The sequence below is a fragment of the Enterobacter cloacae complex sp. 2021EL-01169 genome, from assembly GCF_020733125.1.
In the GTDB taxonomy this organism is placed as follows: domain Bacteria; phylum Pseudomonadota; class Gammaproteobacteria; order Enterobacterales; family Enterobacteriaceae; genus Enterobacter; species Enterobacter roggenkampii.
The window spans coordinates 30,630-47,867 of sequence record NZ_JAJFTC010000009.1; the positions used below are offsets into that span (position 1 = coordinate 30,630).

Genomic DNA, 17,238 nt, shown 5'->3' on the forward strand with positions numbered 1-17,238 from the left:
TTATGATGACTGAACGTATCGCATTAGTGACGGGTGGTAGCCGTGGTTTGGGTAAAAACGCTGCCTTAAAGCTGGCGGCAGACGGCACGGGAATTGTGCTGACCTACAACCGCAGCCAGCAGGAAGCGCTGGACGTTGTGCATGAAATTCAGGAAAAAGGCGTCAACGCGGCGGCATTGCAGCTCAACGTCGGGGATATCACGAGCTTTGAGCATTTTGCCCAACAGCTTCAGGAAACCCTTAAGAGCGTCTGGCAGCGTGAAACGTTTGACTATTTATTGAACAATGCCGGGACGGGTTTATATGCGCCTTATACCGACACGACGGAAGCCCAGTTTGACGAGGCGCTGAACGTTCATTTCAAAGGACCTTTCTTCCTGACGCAGCGCCTGCTGCCGCTGCTTAACGACGGCGGACGGATCCTCAACGTCTCCAGCGGGCTGGCCCGTTTTACCCAGCCGGGATCGGCGACCTACGCGGCGATGAAAGGAGCAATGGAAGTGTTGACGCGTTATCAGGCGAAAGAGCTGGGCGCGCGCGGCATCTCCGTCAATATCATTGCGCCTGGTGCGATAGAAACCGACTTTGGCGGCGGACACGTGCGCGACAACGCGGAGCTCAACCAGATGCTGGCGTCCCAGACGGCGCTGGGGCGGGTGGGGCTACCTGACGATATCGGCGATGCCATTGCGGCACTGCTCAGCGACAAACTGGGCTGGATGAATGCGCAACGTATTGAAGTATCAGGCGGTATGTTCCTGTGAGGTACGCGCTTGAGTAAATCCTTAAGATAAATGTGTCTAAATACTGACAGATATAAAGAACACCGGGGATTTGTAACGTATCCATTCGTTGAGTTTTTTCTTAAATAATGCCTCTGTAGAATCCCCCTTCGCTATTCTCAGAGGGGAAAAAACGATGCGAGTAATCATGTTTGACAGGCAGTCACTCTTTATTCACGGAGCGATACACAGTCTTCAGAGGTTGATTCCGGAAATAAATATAACTGGGACCTGTCAGGCAGAAGATTTATGGACTCAGATTTCTGCTTCACCGTCGGCTATCGTCATGATTGATGGGAATTTAATTCAGGACGAAGGGAGCACTTTGCTGGAAGCGATCCTGCATCGCTTTCCGGCGATACGTGTGATTCTGATTTTGGCGAAAAAAGAGGCCAAATGTGCTGAGCAGCTGCGGCAGCGAAACGTCATGGCCATTGTTCCCCGAAACGCCAATCCCGAACGGTTTTCCGCCGTACTGGATTCGGTATCCAGAGGGATGGTCTGTTTTCCCGGAGAATGGGTCAGAGAGCCGACGTCGCCTCAGGCATTATTATCCTTGAGCGAGCGCCAGCGCGAAGTCTTGAAATTGCTGGCGGCGGGGGAGTCGAATAAAGAGATTGGCCGCAATCTGAACATCAGTGCGGCCACGGTAAAAGCGCACCTCGAGGCGCTTTTCCGGCGGCTGGACGTGAAAAACAGAACGCAGGCAGCCATGTATTATACCCGGGCGACGGCCTGAAAAAGCGCGTTTGGGAGCGACGTTATCTCTCCGAAACTGAATATCATCATCACCAGCGCATCATGCTGCTGTTGGGTTAATGGACGTGTCATATTTTCCCGCAGCAGCGCTTCACACAACCGGATATCTTCGCGCAGCAAAGTCTCAGCCTCCAGAGGTGTGACAGGGCCGTGAAAATGCTCCTGATCGCGGATAACGTGGCCATAGCCGATAACCCATAATCCTTTTTCGTCACGATATTTTTCCAGAGAAAGACCCTGATGTTTCTTTATTAACGCGATGGCGGCAGAAGATATTTTCAGCGCATGCTCTTTCATATTCATTTCCTCTTAATGGCGACACTGTAGAGGAAATGAGGTACGAGAAATATCCGCCAAATGGCTATTGATCAGGGATTGTTATTCAGATATTCCTGCCGCAATAAACCAAATAACCAGTCATTATGCCAACGTCCCGCAAGGTAATAGCTCTCGCGTAATTCGCCCTCCAGGCAAAAGCGGGCTTTTTCCAGCAGACGTCGTGAGGCGACATTCCCGGCGGTGACGGTGGCGGTAAGTCGACGTATACCGCCCTGATGAAAAGCGTAATCGCAAAGCGCTTTCAGGGATTCAAAGCCGTAACCTTTCCCCTGCGCCTCGGGAGCGAAAAGAAAACCGACCTCAGCGCAATCCTCCTCCCGATGAATATACCCGGTGACGCCCAACGGAGCCCTGGAAGCGGCGTCACGCACGACGAGGCACAGCCAGTGCGCGCTCCCTGGCGTCCAGGGCGTCAGGCGCGAATCAAACGCCTCGCGGATCGCCGCGACGGGGCGGTCTTCCGCCACAAAGCGCATGACGTCGGGATGCTGCTGTAGCGCCAGAAAAAAGGGCCAGTCTTCTTCTCGTAAAGGCGAGCAGTTCAGGCGAGGGGTAATTAAAACCGGCATTCAGATTCTCCTGAAACATTTTAAATGATTTTAGGGTTGTCACTTTATTTCAACAGAAAGTCAGGTATGGTTAACCGCGTATAAATAAAAAGAAAAAAGGCCGTTACGTGCCAATCCGGATGTCTTCGTTGTCGCTTAAGGAAAACAATGACTCTCAGCACATCACATCATATTCGCGAACAGTTCGAACACTGTCTGGCGGTCATTCGCCATGCGTCGGTGGAAATTTTGCTTCTTCTGAATGTACATGCTTCTGAGGGCAAAGATCCACGCTGGTTTCTGGAACAACTGGACAGCGCGCGATTAGCCCTGGGCGGCTGGGGAGCCGTGGCGAAAAAACTCAACCTGAATGATGCCGAGATGTCGGAATTTACGCTCCAGCTGCGCCTGCTGCAGCAGCGCGTGCCGCAGTATGAAAGCGGACAGGATGTGAGTGAAAACCAGCTGATTGCGGCGATGCGCTTTGTCACCGCGCTGGAGCACCTTCGCCTGCAGCAGCCGCTGTTGACCTACAGCACGGAGCTGACTCCGGGCAGCGAACTTCAGCAGCAGCAGGCGCATAAGCAGGTGCGGGCGATAGAGCTCATGATAAAAGGGCTCATCCAGCAGGCCTGGCCCGATCAGGTAAGGCTGAATAACCATCTCAAGACTTTGTTTAACGCCGACCGCGTACGGCGCTGGCTGAAGTTGGGCGAGATCAACGATGTCCTGAGCGGCATGATGTTCAGCGAACTGGCGCAAATGCTGGTGGATAAAAAAGAGTTCAGCCGCTATTACGCTTCGCTGTTCAGCGACCCGTCCATGCTGACGCTGCTGGTTGAACCGCGTAAAACGCTGCAAACCTTCCTCGATGACATTCGGCAAATTCGCAACAACATCACCGTCCAGAAAACGTTAAGCTCGGCGCAAATCCAGCTGCTGGATAACTACTATGCGCAGATCGCGCGGCCCGTTCAACGCGCGTTTGAAGAGGGGAGAACGCGCGTCAATCCGGCGGGATTCATGGCGGTAGATGCCAGCGAACTGCATACCTTCTGGGAAAAGGCGCAGAAAATGGATCGGGTCACCGGTGGGGATCTGTTTGAAGTCCGTGACACCATTGAAAAGCCGACCCAGCGCGCGCCGCGCACCCCCGAACAACGCGAGCAGCTCATTTCCGGTGCGTTATGGGGGGCGGTTGGCGTTATGGTGATTGCCATCGTGGCGGGAGGCTTCTGGCTGGTGACCAGCAGTAAACCGCAGCCTGCGGCCGTCAGCGCGGCTGAAGCGGCGCCGCCACAGGAAATGCGTGAGACACCTTCCTCGCGCGAAACGCTCACGCGCTTGGGAGTGACCTGGGACGAGAATAATTTCCGCTCGGCCATTAACCGCAACGACACCCGCGTGACCCAGCTCTTTTTGCAGGGCGGTATGGACTGGAAGCTGTCCTGGACCGAAGAGGCGATGTCGGCAGGCTATGACGACGTGCTGGAGCTGATGCTACGCTACCGGCAAAACATGGTGGAGGAGAAGCCGTGTCGGCGCTTCATCAACACGCTCAGCCACGCGATGTCGAACGGCGAGTCTCTGACCTCGGTACGTAAAGAGTACCTCAAAGCTTTCTGCACCGTGCCAGCGGTGGTGAAACGCCAGCAGCACGATCTCGACATGGCCACACGCCGTGCGAAGTCACAGCCGGATGCCACCACCAAAAAATGGCAGTCTATTCAGAGCGCCATTTATGAGGTGATTCGCTGATCTCTCCTCCCTCTCCCCGTGGGAGAGGGCCGGGGTGAGGGCACCAGACCGCACCCTATTCAAGGCTCCCCATACAACCCAATCAGCCGCCGCACCACGCCGTTCGTCCAGCCGAAACCATCCTGCAGCGGATACTCACCCCCGCCCCCTTCGCGTGGCGTGCTGCTGGCGATGTGGTACTTCTCAATCAGCTTATGATGCGTCTGATAAAAATGGTTCACCGTATGCAGCCAGCTCCAGGCGATTTCATCCCCCAGCGAGTCGTTGCCGTACTGCTTGAACCCCTGGATCGCCATCCACTGCAGCGGCGCCCAGCCGTTGGGTTTATCCCACTGCTCGCCGGTTTCGTACTCGGTCGCCAGAATCCCGCCCGGCGTCAGCAGTCGCGCTTTGACCGCATCAGACAGGCGCTCGGCCTGCTCATGGGTCGCCATGCCGACATACAGCGGCACAATGCTGGCGGCAGAAAACAGCGCCAGCTCTTCGCGTCGCCAGTCGTAATCTCGGTAACAGCCGCTCTCCTCGTCCCACAGATAGCGGTTCACCGCCTCGCGGCGATCGCTGGCTTTCTGGCGGAACAGGTCGGCCGTCTCTTTATCCCCTTTCGACGCCGAGATGTTGGCGATTGCGCTTTCCAGCTTGAACAGGAAGGCGTTCAGATCGATGGGGATAAACTGCGTCGTGCGGATGCTGGCGAGCCGCGACGGATCGCGCAGCCAGCGGGAGGAATAGTCCCAGCCGGACGCCGCCCCGGCGCGCAGGTCGCGATACACCTCGTTTGGCGGACGGCCCGAATGGCGGGCAGTTTCCACGTCCTCAATCCACGATTCATCGCGCGGGGTATCACGGTCATCCCAGTAGCGGTTGAGCAACGAGCCGTCCGGCATACGCACGGCGCTGCGGTAGGCCTGGTTAAGCAGGAGCGACTCCGCGCCGTCCATCCAGAAGGCGTACTCCATTTTGAGGTGTTCCAGATAGCGTTTCGCACCGCGCACGCCGTCCTCCTCAAACAGCTCCACCATCAGCGCAAAGACCGGCGGCTGGGAGCGGCTGAGATAATAGGTACGGTTGCCGTTGGGAATATGCCCGTAGCGTTCAATCAGCCAGGCGAAGTTATCCGCCATACATTTCAGCAGATCGTTACGACCGCTCTCCGCCAGCCCCAGCATGGAGAAATAGGAATCCCAGTAGTAGGTCTCGCTGAATCGTCCGCCGGGAACGATATAGGCTTGGGGCAGCGCCAGCAGGGAAGACCAGGGAATATGATCTTGCGGCTCGCGCGTCAGCACCGGCCACAGGCTGTCAATGTGCTCTTTGAGGGACAGACCGGGGTCGGAGACATATTCCGTACTGTAGGTCTCCGGCAGCCAGAAGTGGTTTTCCACAAACTGGCGCAGGTCGAAATCCCGGTGGCGTCTGACCTTGCGATAGCGGATCAGGATATCCAGCGGATCCATCTTCGGCGCGCAGTCGGGAAAGGTTTTGCTGTCCGTGAACAGGCGCGAGGACTGCACGTGCTCAAACAGTTCAAGATAGCGGTCTGCGGGCGTCAGTGCATCGGAGGCGGGTAGCCCCTCGATCATCTCGGGTTCCGGCTCCGCCTCAATCATTTCATCCAGTTTCAACTCGCAGGGATCGGTCTCGTAGCGCAGCTCTTCTGCAATCTCGAATTCGATGTTCTCGGTAGCCTGTAGTTTCTGGTTGAACATGGTGATAGGGACCTCCGGTTGTGTGTTCAAAAGACAGGTTTATCCGGGCGTCTTATAAGCGTAGACATTCGCTTCGGTAGATGTGGAGGGATATGTGCGGTAGATCACTCTTTTCGGAGCATTCGTTTTGCAACGATTTATGAATGTGAATAAAAAAAGCCCCTCCGGAGAGGGGCTTATGCATTAACGCATGGTGACAAACTCTTCGGCGGCCGTTGGGTGGATCGCCACGGTATTGTCGAAATCTTTCTTGGTCGCGCCCATCTTCAGCGCTACCGCAAAGCCCTGCAGGATCTCATCCATGCCGAAGCCAATGCCGTGGATACCGACAATCTTCTCTTCCGGGCCGACGCAGACCAGCTTCATGCGGCACGGCTGACGGTGGGAGGTAACGGCGGTATACATCGCGGTAAACGCGGATTTATACACTTTCACCTGGTCGTCGCCATACTGCTCGCGCGCCTGCGGCTCGGTTAAGCCGACGGTGCCGATTGGCGGGTGGCTGAAGACCACGGTCGGGATGTTGCTGTAGTCCAGATGCTCGTCCGGCTTGTTATTGAACAGGCGCTCGGAGAGACGGCGGCCCGCCGCAACGGCAACCGGGGTAAGCTCAACGGCACCGGTGTTATCGCCGACCGCATAAATGCCCGGTACGCTGGTGTTCTGGAATTTATCGACGACGATATAGCCTTTTTCGTTGGTTTTCACGCCGGTCACGCCCAGGTTGAAATTATCGTTCGCCGGTTCACGGCCAATCGCCCAGATCAGGCAATCGACGGTCTGGCTGCGACCATCCTCCAGCTCCAGGGTCAGGCTGCCGTCTGCATTTTTCACCACCGCTTTTGGCACGGCGTTGGTATGCAGGGTTGGGCCTTCGGTGTTCATCACTTCAACCAGCGTATCAACGATCAGCGGATCGAAGCTGCGCAGCGGCGCGTGTTTACGCACGAACAGGTGCGCTTCGGCGCCCAGACCGTTAATCACGCCAGCCAGCTCCACCGCGATGTAACCCGCGCCCACCACGGCAACGCGCTTAGGCAGGGCAGGCAGTTCGAAGAAACCGTCAGAGTCGATGCCGTATTCCACGCCCGGGATGTTCGGGTGGCTCGGACGGCCGCCGGTGGCGATCAGGATGTGATCGGCGGTGATCGTCTCACCGTTCACTTCGATCGTTTTCGCGTCCATAAAGCGGGCGAAACCGTGGATAACGTCGACGTTATTTTTACCCAGCACGTTGTCGTACGAGGTGTGAATACGGTCGATGTAGGCGGTACGGCTGGCGATCAGTTTGTCCCAGTCGAAGTGGTTGATGGTGGTGTCAAAGCCGTAGTCCGGGCCATACATATGGATAGCTTCACGGATTTGCGCCGCATGCCACATCACCTTTTTCGGTACACAACCCACGTTCACGCAGGTGCCGCCCAGCGCTTTGGCTTCAATCAGCGCACACTTCTGGCCGTACATGGCCGCGCGGTTGATGGAGGCGATGCCGCCGCTGCCACCGCCGATGGCGATGTAGTCATAATGCTTAGTCATAGCTTTTGTCCTTAATCGTGAATTGCCGCGATTGTATACCTGAAATCAATAGTTTCCACCGATGGCTGCGATTACTCCGGCACGATCCAACTGACGGAGGTATGACCCGTACCGGCTGGCACCAGCGTTTTGTGCAGCCACGGCAGCACGTTGTTCATCTGCGCTTCGAGCTTCCACGGCGGGTTAATGACGATCATGCCCGAGGCGGTCATGCCGCGCTGGTCGCTGTCCGGACGCACGGCCAGCTCGATCTGCAGGATTTTGCGGATGCCGGTGGCTTCCAGGTCTTTGATCATGCGCTTGATTTGCGCGCGCAGCACCACCGGATACCACAGGGCGTATGTTCCGGTGGCGAAGCGTTTGTAGCCTTCGTGAATACCCGTCACCACCGCCTGATAGTCGGTTTTGATTTCGTACGGCGGGTCGATCAGTACCAGGCCGCGACGGGAAACCGGCGGCAGCTTGGCTTTCAGCTGCTGATAGCCGTCGGCTTTTTCCACGCGGGCGCGGCTGTCTTTCTGGAATTCAGAACGCAGCAGCGGGAAGTCGCTCGGATGCAGCTCGGTCAGCTGGATGCTGTCCTGCTCGCGCAGCAGCTGGCGGGCAATCAGCGGGGATCCCGGGTAGTAGCGCAGCTGGCCGTTGCGGTTGAAGTGATTCACCACGCCGATATACGGCTCCAGCTCGGCAGGCAGGTCGTCCTGCTGCCAGATGCGGGCGATCCCTTCCAGGTATTCACCGGTACGCTCGGCATGCTCACCGCTCAGCTGATAACGGCCCGCGCCCGCGTGGGTGTCCAGATAGAGAAACGGCTTCTCTTTCTCTTTGAGCGATTCGATGATCAGGCTCTGAACAGTGTGTTTAAGGACGTCGGCGTGGTTGCCTGCGTGGAAGCTGTGGCGATAACTGAGCATGGGTAATGATATTCCGCTGAATTGACGATTTGCCACAGTTTACAGCAGAACGGCGCAGATTACCCGTAGGCCCGGTAAGCGCAGCGCCACCGGGCTCTTTTCGACAACGTCTGGCATTGAAATCCTCTACACTTAACCCCATTCTAGATCGCATATGCACAGCGCCGGATGCGCGCTTCATTCATCTTATTCAACAGGACAGCGTTTATGACCAATCCATTACTGACGCCTTTTTCGTTGCCGCCGTTTTCTAAAATCCTCCCCGAGCATGTGGTTCCAGCGGTTACGCAATCGCTGGACAACTGCCGCGCGGCGGTAGAAAGCGTGGTCGCGCAGGGCGGGCCGTACACCTGGGAAAATCTGTGTCAGCCGCTGGCCGAAGTGGACGACGTGCTGGGGCGTATCTTCTCCCCGGTGAGCCACCTGAACTCGGTAAAAAACAGCCCGGAACTGCGTGAAGCCTACGAGCAAACCCTGCCGCTGCTCTCTGAGTACAGCACCTGGGTCGGCCAGCACGAAGGGCTCTACAAAGCCTACCGCGACCTGCGCGACGGCGATCACTACGCCGAGCTGAACACCGCCCAGAAAAAATCGGTCGATAACGCCCTGCGTGATTTTGAGCTGTCCGGGATTGGCCTGCCAAAAGAGAAGCAGACCCGCTACGGTGAAATCGCCGCGCGCCTGTCCGAGCTGGGCAACCAGTACAGCAACAACGTCCTTGACGCCACCATGGGCTGGACGAAGCTGATTACCGACGAAGCTATGCTTTCCGGCATGCCGGAAAGCGCCCTGGCGGCGGCAAAAGCGCAGGCCGAAGCGAAAGAGCAGGACGGCTACCTGTTAACCCTGGATATCCCAAGCTATCTGCCGGTGATGACCTACTGCGAAAACCAGGCGCTTCGCGAAGAGATGTACCGCGCCTACAGCACCCGCGCTTCCGATCAGGGGCCGAATGCCGGTAAGTGGGACAACAGCCCGGTGATGGCGGAAATCCTCGCCCTGCGCCACGAGCTGGCTCAGCTGCTGGGCTTTGAAAACTATGCTGATAAATCCCTCGCCACCAAAATGGCGGAAAATCCGCAGCAGGTGCTCGACTTCCTGACCGATCTGGCGAAACGCGCCCGTCCGCAGGGTGAAAAAGAGCTGGCCCAGCTGCGCGCCTTCGCGAAAGCGGAGTTCGGCGTGGACGAGCTGCAGCCGTGGGACATTGCTTACTACAGCGAAAAACAGAAGCAGCACCTCTACAGCATCAGCGACGAGCAGCTGCGCCCGTACTTCCCGGAAAACAAAGCCGTTAACGGCCTGTTTGAAGTGGTGAAGCGCATCTATGGCATCACCGCCAAAGAGCGTACCGATATCGACGTCTGGCATCCGGACGTGCGCTTCTTCGAGCTGTATGACGAGAAAAACGAACTGCGCGGCAGCTTCTACCTCGATCTCTACGCGCGTGAGAACAAGCGCGGCGGGGCGTGGATGGACGACTGCGTGGGCCAGATGCGTAAAGCAGACGGTTCCCTGCAGAAGCCGGTCGCCTACCTGACCTGTAACTTCAACCGTCCGGTGAACGGCAAACCTGCGCTCTTTACCCACGACGAAGTGATCACCCTGTTCCACGAGTTCGGTCACGGTCTGCACCATATGCTGACCCGCATCGAAACCGCAGGCGTGGCAGGCATCAGCGGTGTACCGTGGGATGCGGTCGAGCTGCCAAGCCAGTTTATGGAAAACTGGTGCTGGGAGCCGGACGCGCTGGCGTTTATCTCCGGCCACTACGAGACCGGCGAACCGCTGCCGAAAGAACTGCTGGATAAAATGCTGGCGGCGAAGAACTACCAGGCGGCGATGTTTATCCTGCGCCAGCTGGAGTTCGGCCTGTTCGACTTCCGCCTGCACGCCGAGTTCAGCCCGGAGCAGGGGGCGAAAATCCTTGAAACCCTGGCCGAGATTAAAAAGCAGGTCGCGGTTATTCCAGGGCCAACCTGGGGCCGCTTCCCGCACGCGTTCAGCCACATCTTCGCGGGCGGCTATGCGGCAGGTTATTACAGCTACCTGTGGGCCGACGTGCTGGCGGCGGATGCCTTCTCTCGTTTCGAAGAAGAGGGGATTTTCAACCGCGAAACCGGCCAGTCGTTCCTCGACAACATCCTGACCCGCGGCGGTTCCGAAGAGCCAATGGTGCTGTTCAAACGCTTCCGTGGGCGCGAGCCGCAGCTGGACGCGATGCTTGAGCATTACGGGATCAAAGGCTGATTGTTACGTGAATATCTGCTTAGTGGATGAAACAGGCGCCGGAGACGGCGCCTTATCTGTTCTGGCCGCCCGCTGGGGGCTGGAGCACGATGAAGATAACCTGATGGCGCTGGTGATGACACCAGAACATCTCGAATTACGTAAGCGCGACGAACCGAAGCTCGGCGGGATTTTTGTCGATTTTGTCGGCGGGGCCATGGCGCACCGGCGCAAGTTCGGCGGCGGTCGCGGCGAAGCGGTGGCGAAAGCGGTTGGGATTAAAGGAAGCTATCTGCCGGACGTGGTGGATGCCACGGCGGGGCTGGGGCGCGATGCGTTTGTGCTGGCGTCTGTCGGCTGTCATGTGCGGATGCTGGAGCGCAATCCGGTGGTGGCAGCCCTGCTCGACGACGGTCTGAGCCGTGGCTACGCGGACCCGGAAATCGGGCCGTGGTTGCAGGAGCGTTTGCAGCTGATCCATGCCTCGAGCCTGACGGCGCTGACCGATATCACCCCGCGCCCGCAGGTCGTCTATCTCGACCCGATGTTCCCGCACAAGCAGAAAAGCGCGCTGGTGAAGAAAGAGATGCGGGTGTTTCAGTCTCTGGTGGGGCCTGATCTGGATGCGGATGGCCTGCTGGAACCGGCTCGTCAGCTCGCGACGAAGCGGGTGGTGGTGAAGCGCCCTGACTATGCGCCGCCCCTGGCGGACGTTGCCACGACCAATGCGGTGACCACCAAAGGGCACCGGTTTGATATTTATTCGGGGACACCGGAATAAAAAAAGCCGGGTGGCGGCTTCGCCTTACCCGGCCTACATTTCGGGCCGCCTGTAGGCCCGGTAAGCGTTAGCGCCACCGGGCTTTTTTGCGCTTACTCGTCTTCTTCGTCACGCAGCGGAACAATCAGCATATCCACGTGAACGGTATTAATCAGCTGGCGAGCGGAAGACATCAGCTTGCTCCAGAAGTCCTGATGGTGACCGCACACCACCAGATCCATGTCGTATTTCTTGATCGCATCAACCAATACCTGGCCCAGGTCGCCGCTGCCGCTCAGGGTTTCGGTAATCGGGTAGCCCGCGTTGGTGGACAGTTCGCTCAGGGCGTGGTGCGTCTCTTCGGAGATACGCTTCTGCATATCGCCCAGATTGACGTCGATCAGACCGGTGTAGAGGTCGGAGTAATTCACATCAACGTGAATCAGCGAAACTTTCGCGTTGTAGGGACGTGCCATGGATACCGCTTTATCAACCAGCACTTTGCTCTCCGGGGAGAGGTCTACCGCGATGAGAATGTGTTTGTAAGCCATAGTGTTACTCCTTCCTTAAGTTATCGATGACTAAATGGGAAAGCCGTCGTCTGATGCTTTCATTACGGCCCAGTTAAACATATTTTTCAAGCTTTGGTGTTGATAACGATTAACCTTGTGGCAAAAAAATTAACGGATCTCCTACACTATTAAATGAGCCGTTCGGATATTAAAACGCGAACCGGATCGACTTTTGGTCATTCTTTCACTGAACTGTCTGTCAGGGCATTGGGGTGCGGTAGCTCAGAAGCCTTGCTTCGTGGGCGGACGCCGGGGAGGATGTATGATTAGCACCGTCGCATTGTTTTGGGCGTTATGCGTAGTTTGCATAGTGAATATGGCGCGCTACTTCTCATCGTTACGTGCGCTGTTAGTGGTACTTCGTGGTTGCGATCCGTTGCTTTATCAGTATGTGGACGGTGGAGGGTTCTTCACCTCGCATGGACAGCCCAGCAAACAGATGCGTCTGGTGGGATATATTTACTACCAGCGCTACCGCGATCATCACGATGAAGAGTTTATCCGTCGCTGCGAGCGCCTGCGTCGTCAGTTCATTTTAACCAGCGCCCTGTGTGGCCTGGTCGTGGTCAGCATGATTGCATTGATGATTTGGCACTGAGCATAAAAAAAGCGGGTCAGTTTCCTGACCCGCTTTTTTGTCGCCTTTAACCGATTAAATCAGCTTCAGCGAAATCCAGTACAGCCCGCCAGACAGCAGGATGGACGCCGGAAGGGTGAACACCCAGGCCATCAGAATGTTGGTCACGGTTTTGCGCTGCAGACCGCCACCGTCAACAATCATGGTACCTGCCACGGACGAGGAGAGTACGTGGGTGGTCGATACCGGCATACCGGTATAGCTCGCCAGACCGATAGACACTGCCGCCGTCATCTGCGCGGACATACCCTGCGCATAGGTCATGCCTTTCTTACCGATCTTCTCGCCGATGGTGGTCGCCACGCGGCGCCAGCCAATCATCGTACCGATACCGAGTGCCAGCGCGACCGCCATGATGATCCAGATTGGCGCGTACTCAATGGTGTTGAGCATATCGCCTTTCAGTTTCTTCAGGAGACGCTGGTCGTCAGCATTCACGTCTGGCAGCTTCGCCACTTTATCCGTCACATCAGAGATGCACAGCATAATGCGACGCAACTGACCACGCTGCTCAACGGTCAGTTTGTCATAGCTTTCGATATTGCCCAGCATGCCTTTCGCACGTTCCAGCGCGTTAATCGCGTTTGCCGGATGGCAGTGGAACTCGCCTGGCGCAGTCGTGGCACCCGCTTCCGGAGACGGGATTAACTGGTCAACGCCGGTCGCTTTTTTCAGCAGTTCAGGGTGCTGCTGGAAATAAGTTTCAACGTTGTTGACCGCATCGCGGGTACGGGTGATTTCGTAGCCGGAGGCGTTCATGTTAACCACGAAGCCTGCCGGAGCAACACCGATCAGTACCAGCATCACCAGACCAATGCCTTTCTGACCATCGTTCGCGCCGTGTGAGAAAGCCACGCCGATAGCGGAAATGATCAGGGCAATACGCGTCCAGAATGGCGGCTTTTTCTTGCCGTCTTTCTTTTCACGCTCTGCCGGCGTCAGGTGAATACGGGAGCGTTTTTTGGTATTGCTCCAGTAACGACGCAGGATGAAGATCAGCCCGCCCGCCACCACCAGACCCACGATAGGGGAGACGATGAGAGAGGCAAAGATCCCCAGTACTTTCGGGATATTTAACGCATCAACAACCGATGTACCGGTCATGAGGGCGTTGGTTAACCCGATACCGATAATCGCGCCGATGAGGGTGTGAGAACTGGATGCAGGCAGGCCGAAATACCAGGTACCGAGGTTCCAGATAATTGCAGCAAGCAGCATTGAGAACACCATAGCGAGGCCATGGCCAGAACTTACGTTAAGCAGCAGATCTGTTGGCAGCATATGCACAATCGCATACGCAACGCTCAGTCCGCCCAGGAGGACACCAAAAAAGTTAAATACCGCCGCCATAACAACCGCAAGCTGCGATCGCATTGCGCGAGTGTAGATAACCGTCGCTACTGCGTTTGCAGTGTCGTGGAAGCCGTTGATCGCTTCGTAAAACAGTACAAAAACCAGAGCAAGCAAGAGTAAAAGCCCGGTATGTAAATCCAGGCCGGCAAACAAATGTAGCATAGGACGTTACGCCATTTTGAGGACATGAACGCGGCGCATTATCCAGGACAAATGCGCAACGGGCAAAGTGAAATATAGACTTTTTTTGACATACCACCTGAATTGAGAAAAGTGCCTGAAAGGATATTCTTTAAATTTCAATGGAATGGCTTTGTAATATCTTTTTACGCTGGTGTGACCACAGAGGAAACTTTACAATCCGCGGCAGTTAACAAAGAGGGTTTTGACGTGGAAAGGTTTGATGCCGTGGTAATTGGCGCCGGTGCGGCGGGTATGTTTTGTGCGGCAATGGCCGGACAGGCGGGTCGTCGCGTGCTGCTGCTGGATAACGGTAAAAAGCCAGGCCGCAAGATCCTGATGTCCGGCGGCGGGCGCTGCAACTTTACTAACCTGTATGTTGAACCCGCGGCCTATTTGAGCCAAAACCGTCATTTTTGTAAATCTGCGCTGGCGCGTTATACCCAGTGGGACTTTATCGACCTGGTGGGTAAGCACGGTATCGCATGGCATGAGAAGACGCTGGGCCAGCTGTTCTGCGACGACTCCGCGCAGCAGATTGTCGATATGCTGGTGGCCGAGTGCGAGAAGGGCGGCGTGGTCATGCGCCTGCGCACCGAAGTGCTGGACGTTTCCCGCGATGACCAGGGCTACACGCTGCAGCTCAACGGTGAAACCGTCAGCGCCGATAATCTGGTGATTGCCAGCGGCGGCCTGTCTATGCCGGGGCTGGGCGCTTCCCCGTTCGGCTATAAAATCGCCGAGCAGTTTGGCCTGAAAGTCCTGCCTACGCGCGCCGGGCTGGTGCCGTTCACGCTGCATAAACCGCTTCTGGAACAGCTTCAGACGCTGTCTGGCGTGTCCGTTCCCGCCGTTATCACCGCCGAAGACGGCACGGTGTTTCGCGAAAACCTGCTCTTTACCCATCGCGGCCTCTCCGGCCCGGCGGTCCTGCAAATCTCGAGCTACTGGCAGCCGGGAGAGTTTGTCACGGTTAACCTGCTCCCGGACTGCGATCTCGATGCCTTCCTCAACGAGCAGCGTACCGCGCACCCGAATCAAAGCCTGAAAAACACCCTCGCAATGCAGCTGCCGAAGCGTCTGGTGGAATGTTTGCAGGTGCTGGGGCAGATCCCCGACGTGTCGCTCAAGCAGCTTAACAGCCGCGAGCAGGAAACGCTGGTCGAGACGCTAACAAACTGGCGCGTGCAGCCAAACGGCACGGAAGGCTACCGCACGGCGGAAGTCACGCTGGGCGGAGTCGACACGAATGAACTCTCTTCCCGTACCATGGAAGCGCGCAACGTGCCGGGGCTCTACTTCATCGGTGAAGTGATGGACGTGACCGGCTGGCTCGGCGGGTATAACTTCCAGTGGGCCTGGGCAAGTGCCTGGGCGTGTGCTCAGGCGCTGGCAGAAGACAAGTGACATCAGCGCGCTGCCACTCGTCACGCTTGGCTTTACGGGCTGACGGTGGTGGCATCCGTCACGGCCAGAATATTGCCCGCGGCCACGGTCCCCATCTTGATGTATGACGCGGCGGTAACGCCGCCAATATGCGGTGAAATCACCACGTTTTCTACGGACTGCCAGAGGTGCGGCGCCGTCAGCGGCTCCTGGGTAAAGCTGTCCAGCGCTGCGCTGTGCAGCGTGCCATCCCGGAGCGCCGCCAGTAACGATTCACTGTGGATCAGTCCACCGCGTGCCGTATTGACCAGAATGGCGTTCCGTTTGCAGTGTGCGAGCGCCTCGCTATTGATCATTCCCCGATTCTCATCGGTTAGCGGACAGTGCAAAGAGATGACATCGGAACGGGAAAGAAGTCCGATCAGCGTCTCTGCGCGTTCGCACAGGGCAGGCATGGACTTCGCATAAGGATCGTAAGCCAGCACCTTCATACCGAAGGCATGACCAATAGTTGCCACGCGCGAGCCGATAGCGCCCAATCCGATTAGCCCCAGGGTTAATCCCTCCAGCTCAATGGATTTATGCGTTGCCTTATCCCAGTGCCCGTCTCGTAACCGCTTGTCCAGAGGCACTACAGACTTTGCGCAGGCGAGGATCAGCGCCCAGGTATGTTCAGCCACTGCCGCCGCGTTTGCGCCTGGGGCCGCGCGGACGGCGATATTGCGCTCGGCCGCTGCCGTCTGGTCTATCACATCGATCCCGCTTCCGTGCTTGGAAATAACCTGCAGAGCCGGGGCGGCATCCATGACTTTCGCGGTGATCCGGCCGTAACGAACCAGAATCGCCACGGGATTGTGTCGTTTACACAGCGCGATCAGGTCATCTTCTGTCGGCTGGCGGCCCGCAAACACCACCTCAAAGCCCTGCAGCATCACCATGGCCTGCTCCGCCAGGTCGCTTCCGGTAACCAGAATTACGTCTTTGCCCCCCATCACAGCGTCTCCCCGTCAGCTAACATACCTGCCTTACGAAGCGCGTCATCTAGCCAGTGTGGACGCAAATCGCCTTCACGGATGGCGGCAAGACGCCGGGTCTCCATCTCCAGCTTTTCTTTTGCCAGCGCGATGACCTGCTGAACCTCATCACGCGGGATGACGACCACGCCGTCGATATCCGCGACAACCAGATCCCCGGCCTGAACCGTCGCCCCGGCGACTGAAATGGGATGATTAACCCGGCCAGAAATTAACTTTGTCGGGCCGCAGGGGTTCAGACCGGCAGAAAAGACAGGGTAGTGACCTTTGCTCAGGGAATCGGCGTCACGTACAGCGCCGTCAATAATGATGCCCGCAATGCCGCTCGCCTGAGCCTGAGTGGCCATGATTTCGCCCAGCAGCGCGCAGCTCAGGTCGCCTTTGCCGTCGACGACCAGGACATCGCCGGGTTGCGCAACCGCCATCGCGGCATGAATCGCCAGATTATCACCCGGACGGACTTCCACGGTGATGGCCGGACCCGCAACGGACATGTGAGGAGCCAGCGGTTTGATGCGGCCGTGAAGCGTACCGCGGCGACCGGCGACGTCGGCCAGAATGGCGGCCTGATACTCGGCAGCCCGACGAACGTCCTCGGCAGAAACGCGTTCGAACTGGCGATTAATCGGTTTTTTTTCAGAAACGGACATGAATGCCTCCATATTGTTTTACTGAGTACAATGTAGGTGTACAGAACAAAACAACTATAGCGGTGTTGCTTTCCTTTTAGCCAGACCCGAGG

General features: G+C 57.0%; 16 protein-coding genes. 7 read left to right on the forward strand and 9 right to left on the reverse strand.

Annotated features, from left to right (window positions below):
• Positions 1-5: 5 nt before the first annotated feature.
• Positions 6-764 (forward strand): SDR family NAD(P)-dependent oxidoreductase, encoded by a 759-nt coding sequence (locus LLF79_RS19140; protein ID WP_008503126.1) that lies wholly within the window; start codon positions 6-8, stop codon positions 762-764.
• A 154-nt stretch (positions 765-918) separates the two neighbouring features.
• Entirely contained in the window at positions 919-1,521 is a 603-nt protein-coding gene (locus tag LLF79_RS19145) for a response regulator transcription factor (protein WP_023294761.1), read from the forward strand.
• Here LLF79_RS19145 and LLF79_RS19150 read toward each other — a convergent pair.
• Positions 1,500-1,838, reverse strand: a complete 339-nt coding sequence (locus tag LLF79_RS19150; protein WP_008503124.1) for a lysozyme — start codon at positions 1,836-1,838, stop codon at positions 1,500-1,502. The two genes, LLF79_RS19145 and LLF79_RS19150, sit on opposite strands and share 22 nt — an antisense overlap.
• Positions 1,839-1,909: 71 nt before the next feature.
• Entirely contained in the window at positions 1,910-2,449 is a 540-nt protein-coding gene (locus LLF79_RS19155; protein WP_087450015.1) for a GNAT family N-acetyltransferase, read from the reverse strand.
• Between the two features lie 147 nt (positions 2,450-2,596).
• Here LLF79_RS19155 and LLF79_RS19160 point away from each other — a divergent pair, with 147 nt between their 5' ends.
• Positions 2,597-4,186, forward strand: a complete 1,590-nt coding sequence (locus LLF79_RS19160; protein WP_227880185.1) for an STY4199 family HEPN domain-containing protein — start codon at positions 2,597-2,599, stop codon at positions 4,184-4,186.
• Between the two features lie 59 nt (positions 4,187-4,245).
• Here the strand turns inward: LLF79_RS19160 and LLF79_RS19165 are convergent, their stop codons facing one another.
• The 3 genes from LLF79_RS19165 to LLF79_RS19175 form a co-directional block, all read right to left on the reverse strand.
• Positions 4,246-5,895, reverse strand: a complete 1,650-nt coding sequence (locus tag LLF79_RS19165) for an alpha,alpha-trehalase (RefSeq protein ID WP_021242149.1) — start codon at positions 5,893-5,895, stop codon at positions 4,246-4,248.
• Positions 5,896-6,078: 183 nt separating this feature from the next.
• A complete protein-coding gene (gene gorA, locus LLF79_RS19170; protein ID WP_227880186.1) occupies positions 6,079-7,431 on the reverse strand; it encodes a glutathione-disulfide reductase in 1,353 nt (450 codons plus the stop codon).
• A gap of 71 nt (positions 7,432-7,502) precedes the next feature.
• Positions 7,503-8,345: a 23S rRNA (adenine(2030)-N(6))-methyltransferase RlmJ gene (locus LLF79_RS19175; RefSeq protein WP_008503119.1), complete on the reverse strand. Its 843-nt coding sequence runs from the start codon at positions 8,343-8,345 to the stop codon at positions 7,503-7,505.
• A 207-nt stretch (positions 8,346-8,552) separates the two neighbouring features.
• Between LLF79_RS19175 and prlC the strand changes: the two genes are divergently transcribed.
• A complete protein-coding gene (prlC, locus tag LLF79_RS19180; protein ID WP_023294757.1) occupies positions 8,553-10,595 on the forward strand; it encodes an oligopeptidase A in 2,043 nt (680 codons plus the stop codon).
• A gap of 7 nt (positions 10,596-10,602) precedes the next feature.
• The gene (gene rsmJ, locus LLF79_RS19185; RefSeq protein ID WP_227880187.1) at positions 10,603-11,355 is read left to right on the forward strand and encodes a 16S rRNA (guanine(1516)-N(2))-methyltransferase RsmJ; all 753 of its coding nucleotides are present in this window, start codon (positions 10,603-10,605) and stop codon (positions 11,353-11,355) included.
• 92 nt (positions 11,356-11,447) lie between these two features.
• On the opposite strand, the gene uspA is transcribed toward rsmJ, so the two are convergent.
• Positions 11,448-11,885 carry a universal stress protein UspA gene (gene uspA / locus LLF79_RS19190; protein ID WP_003861223.1) on the reverse strand — a complete coding sequence of 146 codons (438 nt, stop codon included), beginning with the start codon at positions 11,883-11,885 and terminating at the stop codon, positions 11,448-11,450.
• 283 nt (positions 11,886-12,168) lie between these two features.
• On the opposite strand from uspA, the gene uspB reads away from it, so the two are divergent.
• Entirely contained in the window at positions 12,169-12,504 is a 336-nt protein-coding gene (gene uspB, locus LLF79_RS19195) for a universal stress protein UspB (RefSeq protein ID WP_003861224.1), read from the forward strand.
• Between the two features lie 54 nt (positions 12,505-12,558).
• Here uspB and pitA read toward each other — a convergent pair whose 3' ends face one another.
• On the reverse strand, positions 12,559-14,058 hold the full coding sequence (gene pitA / locus LLF79_RS19200; RefSeq protein WP_008503116.1) for an inorganic phosphate transporter PitA: 1,500 nt from the start codon (positions 14,056-14,058) through the stop codon (positions 12,559-12,561).
• 228 nt (positions 14,059-14,286) lie between these two features.
• Here pitA and LLF79_RS19205 point away from each other — a divergent pair, with 228 nt between their 5' ends.
• The gene (locus LLF79_RS19205) at positions 14,287-15,483 is read left to right on the forward strand and encodes an NAD(P)/FAD-dependent oxidoreductase (RefSeq protein WP_023326258.1); all 1,197 of its coding nucleotides are present in this window, start codon (positions 14,287-14,289) and stop codon (positions 15,481-15,483) included.
• Positions 15,484-15,515: 32 nt separating this feature from the next.
• Here LLF79_RS19205 and LLF79_RS19210 read toward each other — a convergent pair whose 3' ends face one another.
• Entirely contained in the window at positions 15,516-16,454 is a 939-nt protein-coding gene (locus tag LLF79_RS19210; protein ID WP_227880242.1) for an NAD(P)-dependent oxidoreductase, read from the reverse strand.
• Positions 16,454-17,146: an RraA family protein gene (locus LLF79_RS19215; RefSeq protein ID WP_023345059.1), complete on the reverse strand. Its 693-nt coding sequence runs from the start codon at positions 17,144-17,146 to the stop codon at positions 16,454-16,456. Before LLF79_RS19215 ends, LLF79_RS19210 begins: the two co-directional genes overlap by 1 nt.
• Positions 17,147-17,238: the final 92 nt, after the last annotated feature.

Excerpts from the sequence above, each read along its gene's own strand:
- prlC (WP_023294757.1), top strand. The coding sequence starts at position 8,553 with ATGACCAATCCATTACTGACGCCTTTTTCGTTGCCGCCGTTTTCTAAA.
- pitA (WP_008503116.1), bottom strand. The coding sequence starts at position 14,058 with ATGCTACATTTGTTTGCCGGCCTGGATTTACATACCGGGCTTTTACTC.
- LLF79_RS19215 (WP_023345059.1), bottom strand. The coding sequence starts at position 17,146 with ATGTCCGTTTCTGAAAAAAAACCGATTAATCGCCAGTTCGAACGCGTT.
- gorA (WP_227880186.1), bottom strand. The coding sequence starts at position 7,431 with ATGACTAAGCATTATGACTACATCGCCATCGGCGGTGGCAGCGGCGGC.
- LLF79_RS19160 (WP_227880185.1), top strand. The coding sequence starts at position 2,597 with ATGACTCTCAGCACATCACATCATATTCGCGAACAGTTCGAACACTGT.
- LLF79_RS19175 (WP_008503119.1), bottom strand. The coding sequence starts at position 8,345 with ATGCTCAGTTATCGCCACAGCTTCCACGCAGGCAACCACGCCGACGTC.
- uspA (WP_003861223.1), bottom strand. The coding sequence starts at position 11,885 with ATGGCTTACAAACACATTCTCATCGCGGTAGACCTCTCCCCGGAGAGC.
- LLF79_RS19165 (WP_021242149.1), bottom strand. The coding sequence starts at position 5,895 with ATGTTCAACCAGAAACTACAGGCTACCGAGAACATCGAATTCGAGATT.
- LLF79_RS19155 (WP_087450015.1), bottom strand. The coding sequence starts at position 2,449 with ATGCCGGTTTTAATTACCCCTCGCCTGAACTGCTCGCCTTTACGAGAA.
- LLF79_RS19210 (WP_227880242.1), bottom strand. The coding sequence starts at position 16,454 with ATGGGGGGCAAAGACGTAATTCTGGTTACCGGAAGCGACCTGGCGGAG.
- LLF79_RS19145 (WP_023294761.1), top strand. The coding sequence starts at position 919 with ATGCGAGTAATCATGTTTGACAGGCAGTCACTCTTTATTCACGGAGCG.
- uspB (WP_003861224.1), top strand. The coding sequence starts at position 12,169 with ATGATTAGCACCGTCGCATTGTTTTGGGCGTTATGCGTAGTTTGCATA.
- LLF79_RS19140 (WP_008503126.1), top strand. The coding sequence starts at position 6 with ATGACTGAACGTATCGCATTAGTGACGGGTGGTAGCCGTGGTTTGGGT.
- LLF79_RS19150 (WP_008503124.1), bottom strand. The coding sequence starts at position 1,838 with ATGAAAGAGCATGCGCTGAAAATATCTTCTGCCGCCATCGCGTTAATA.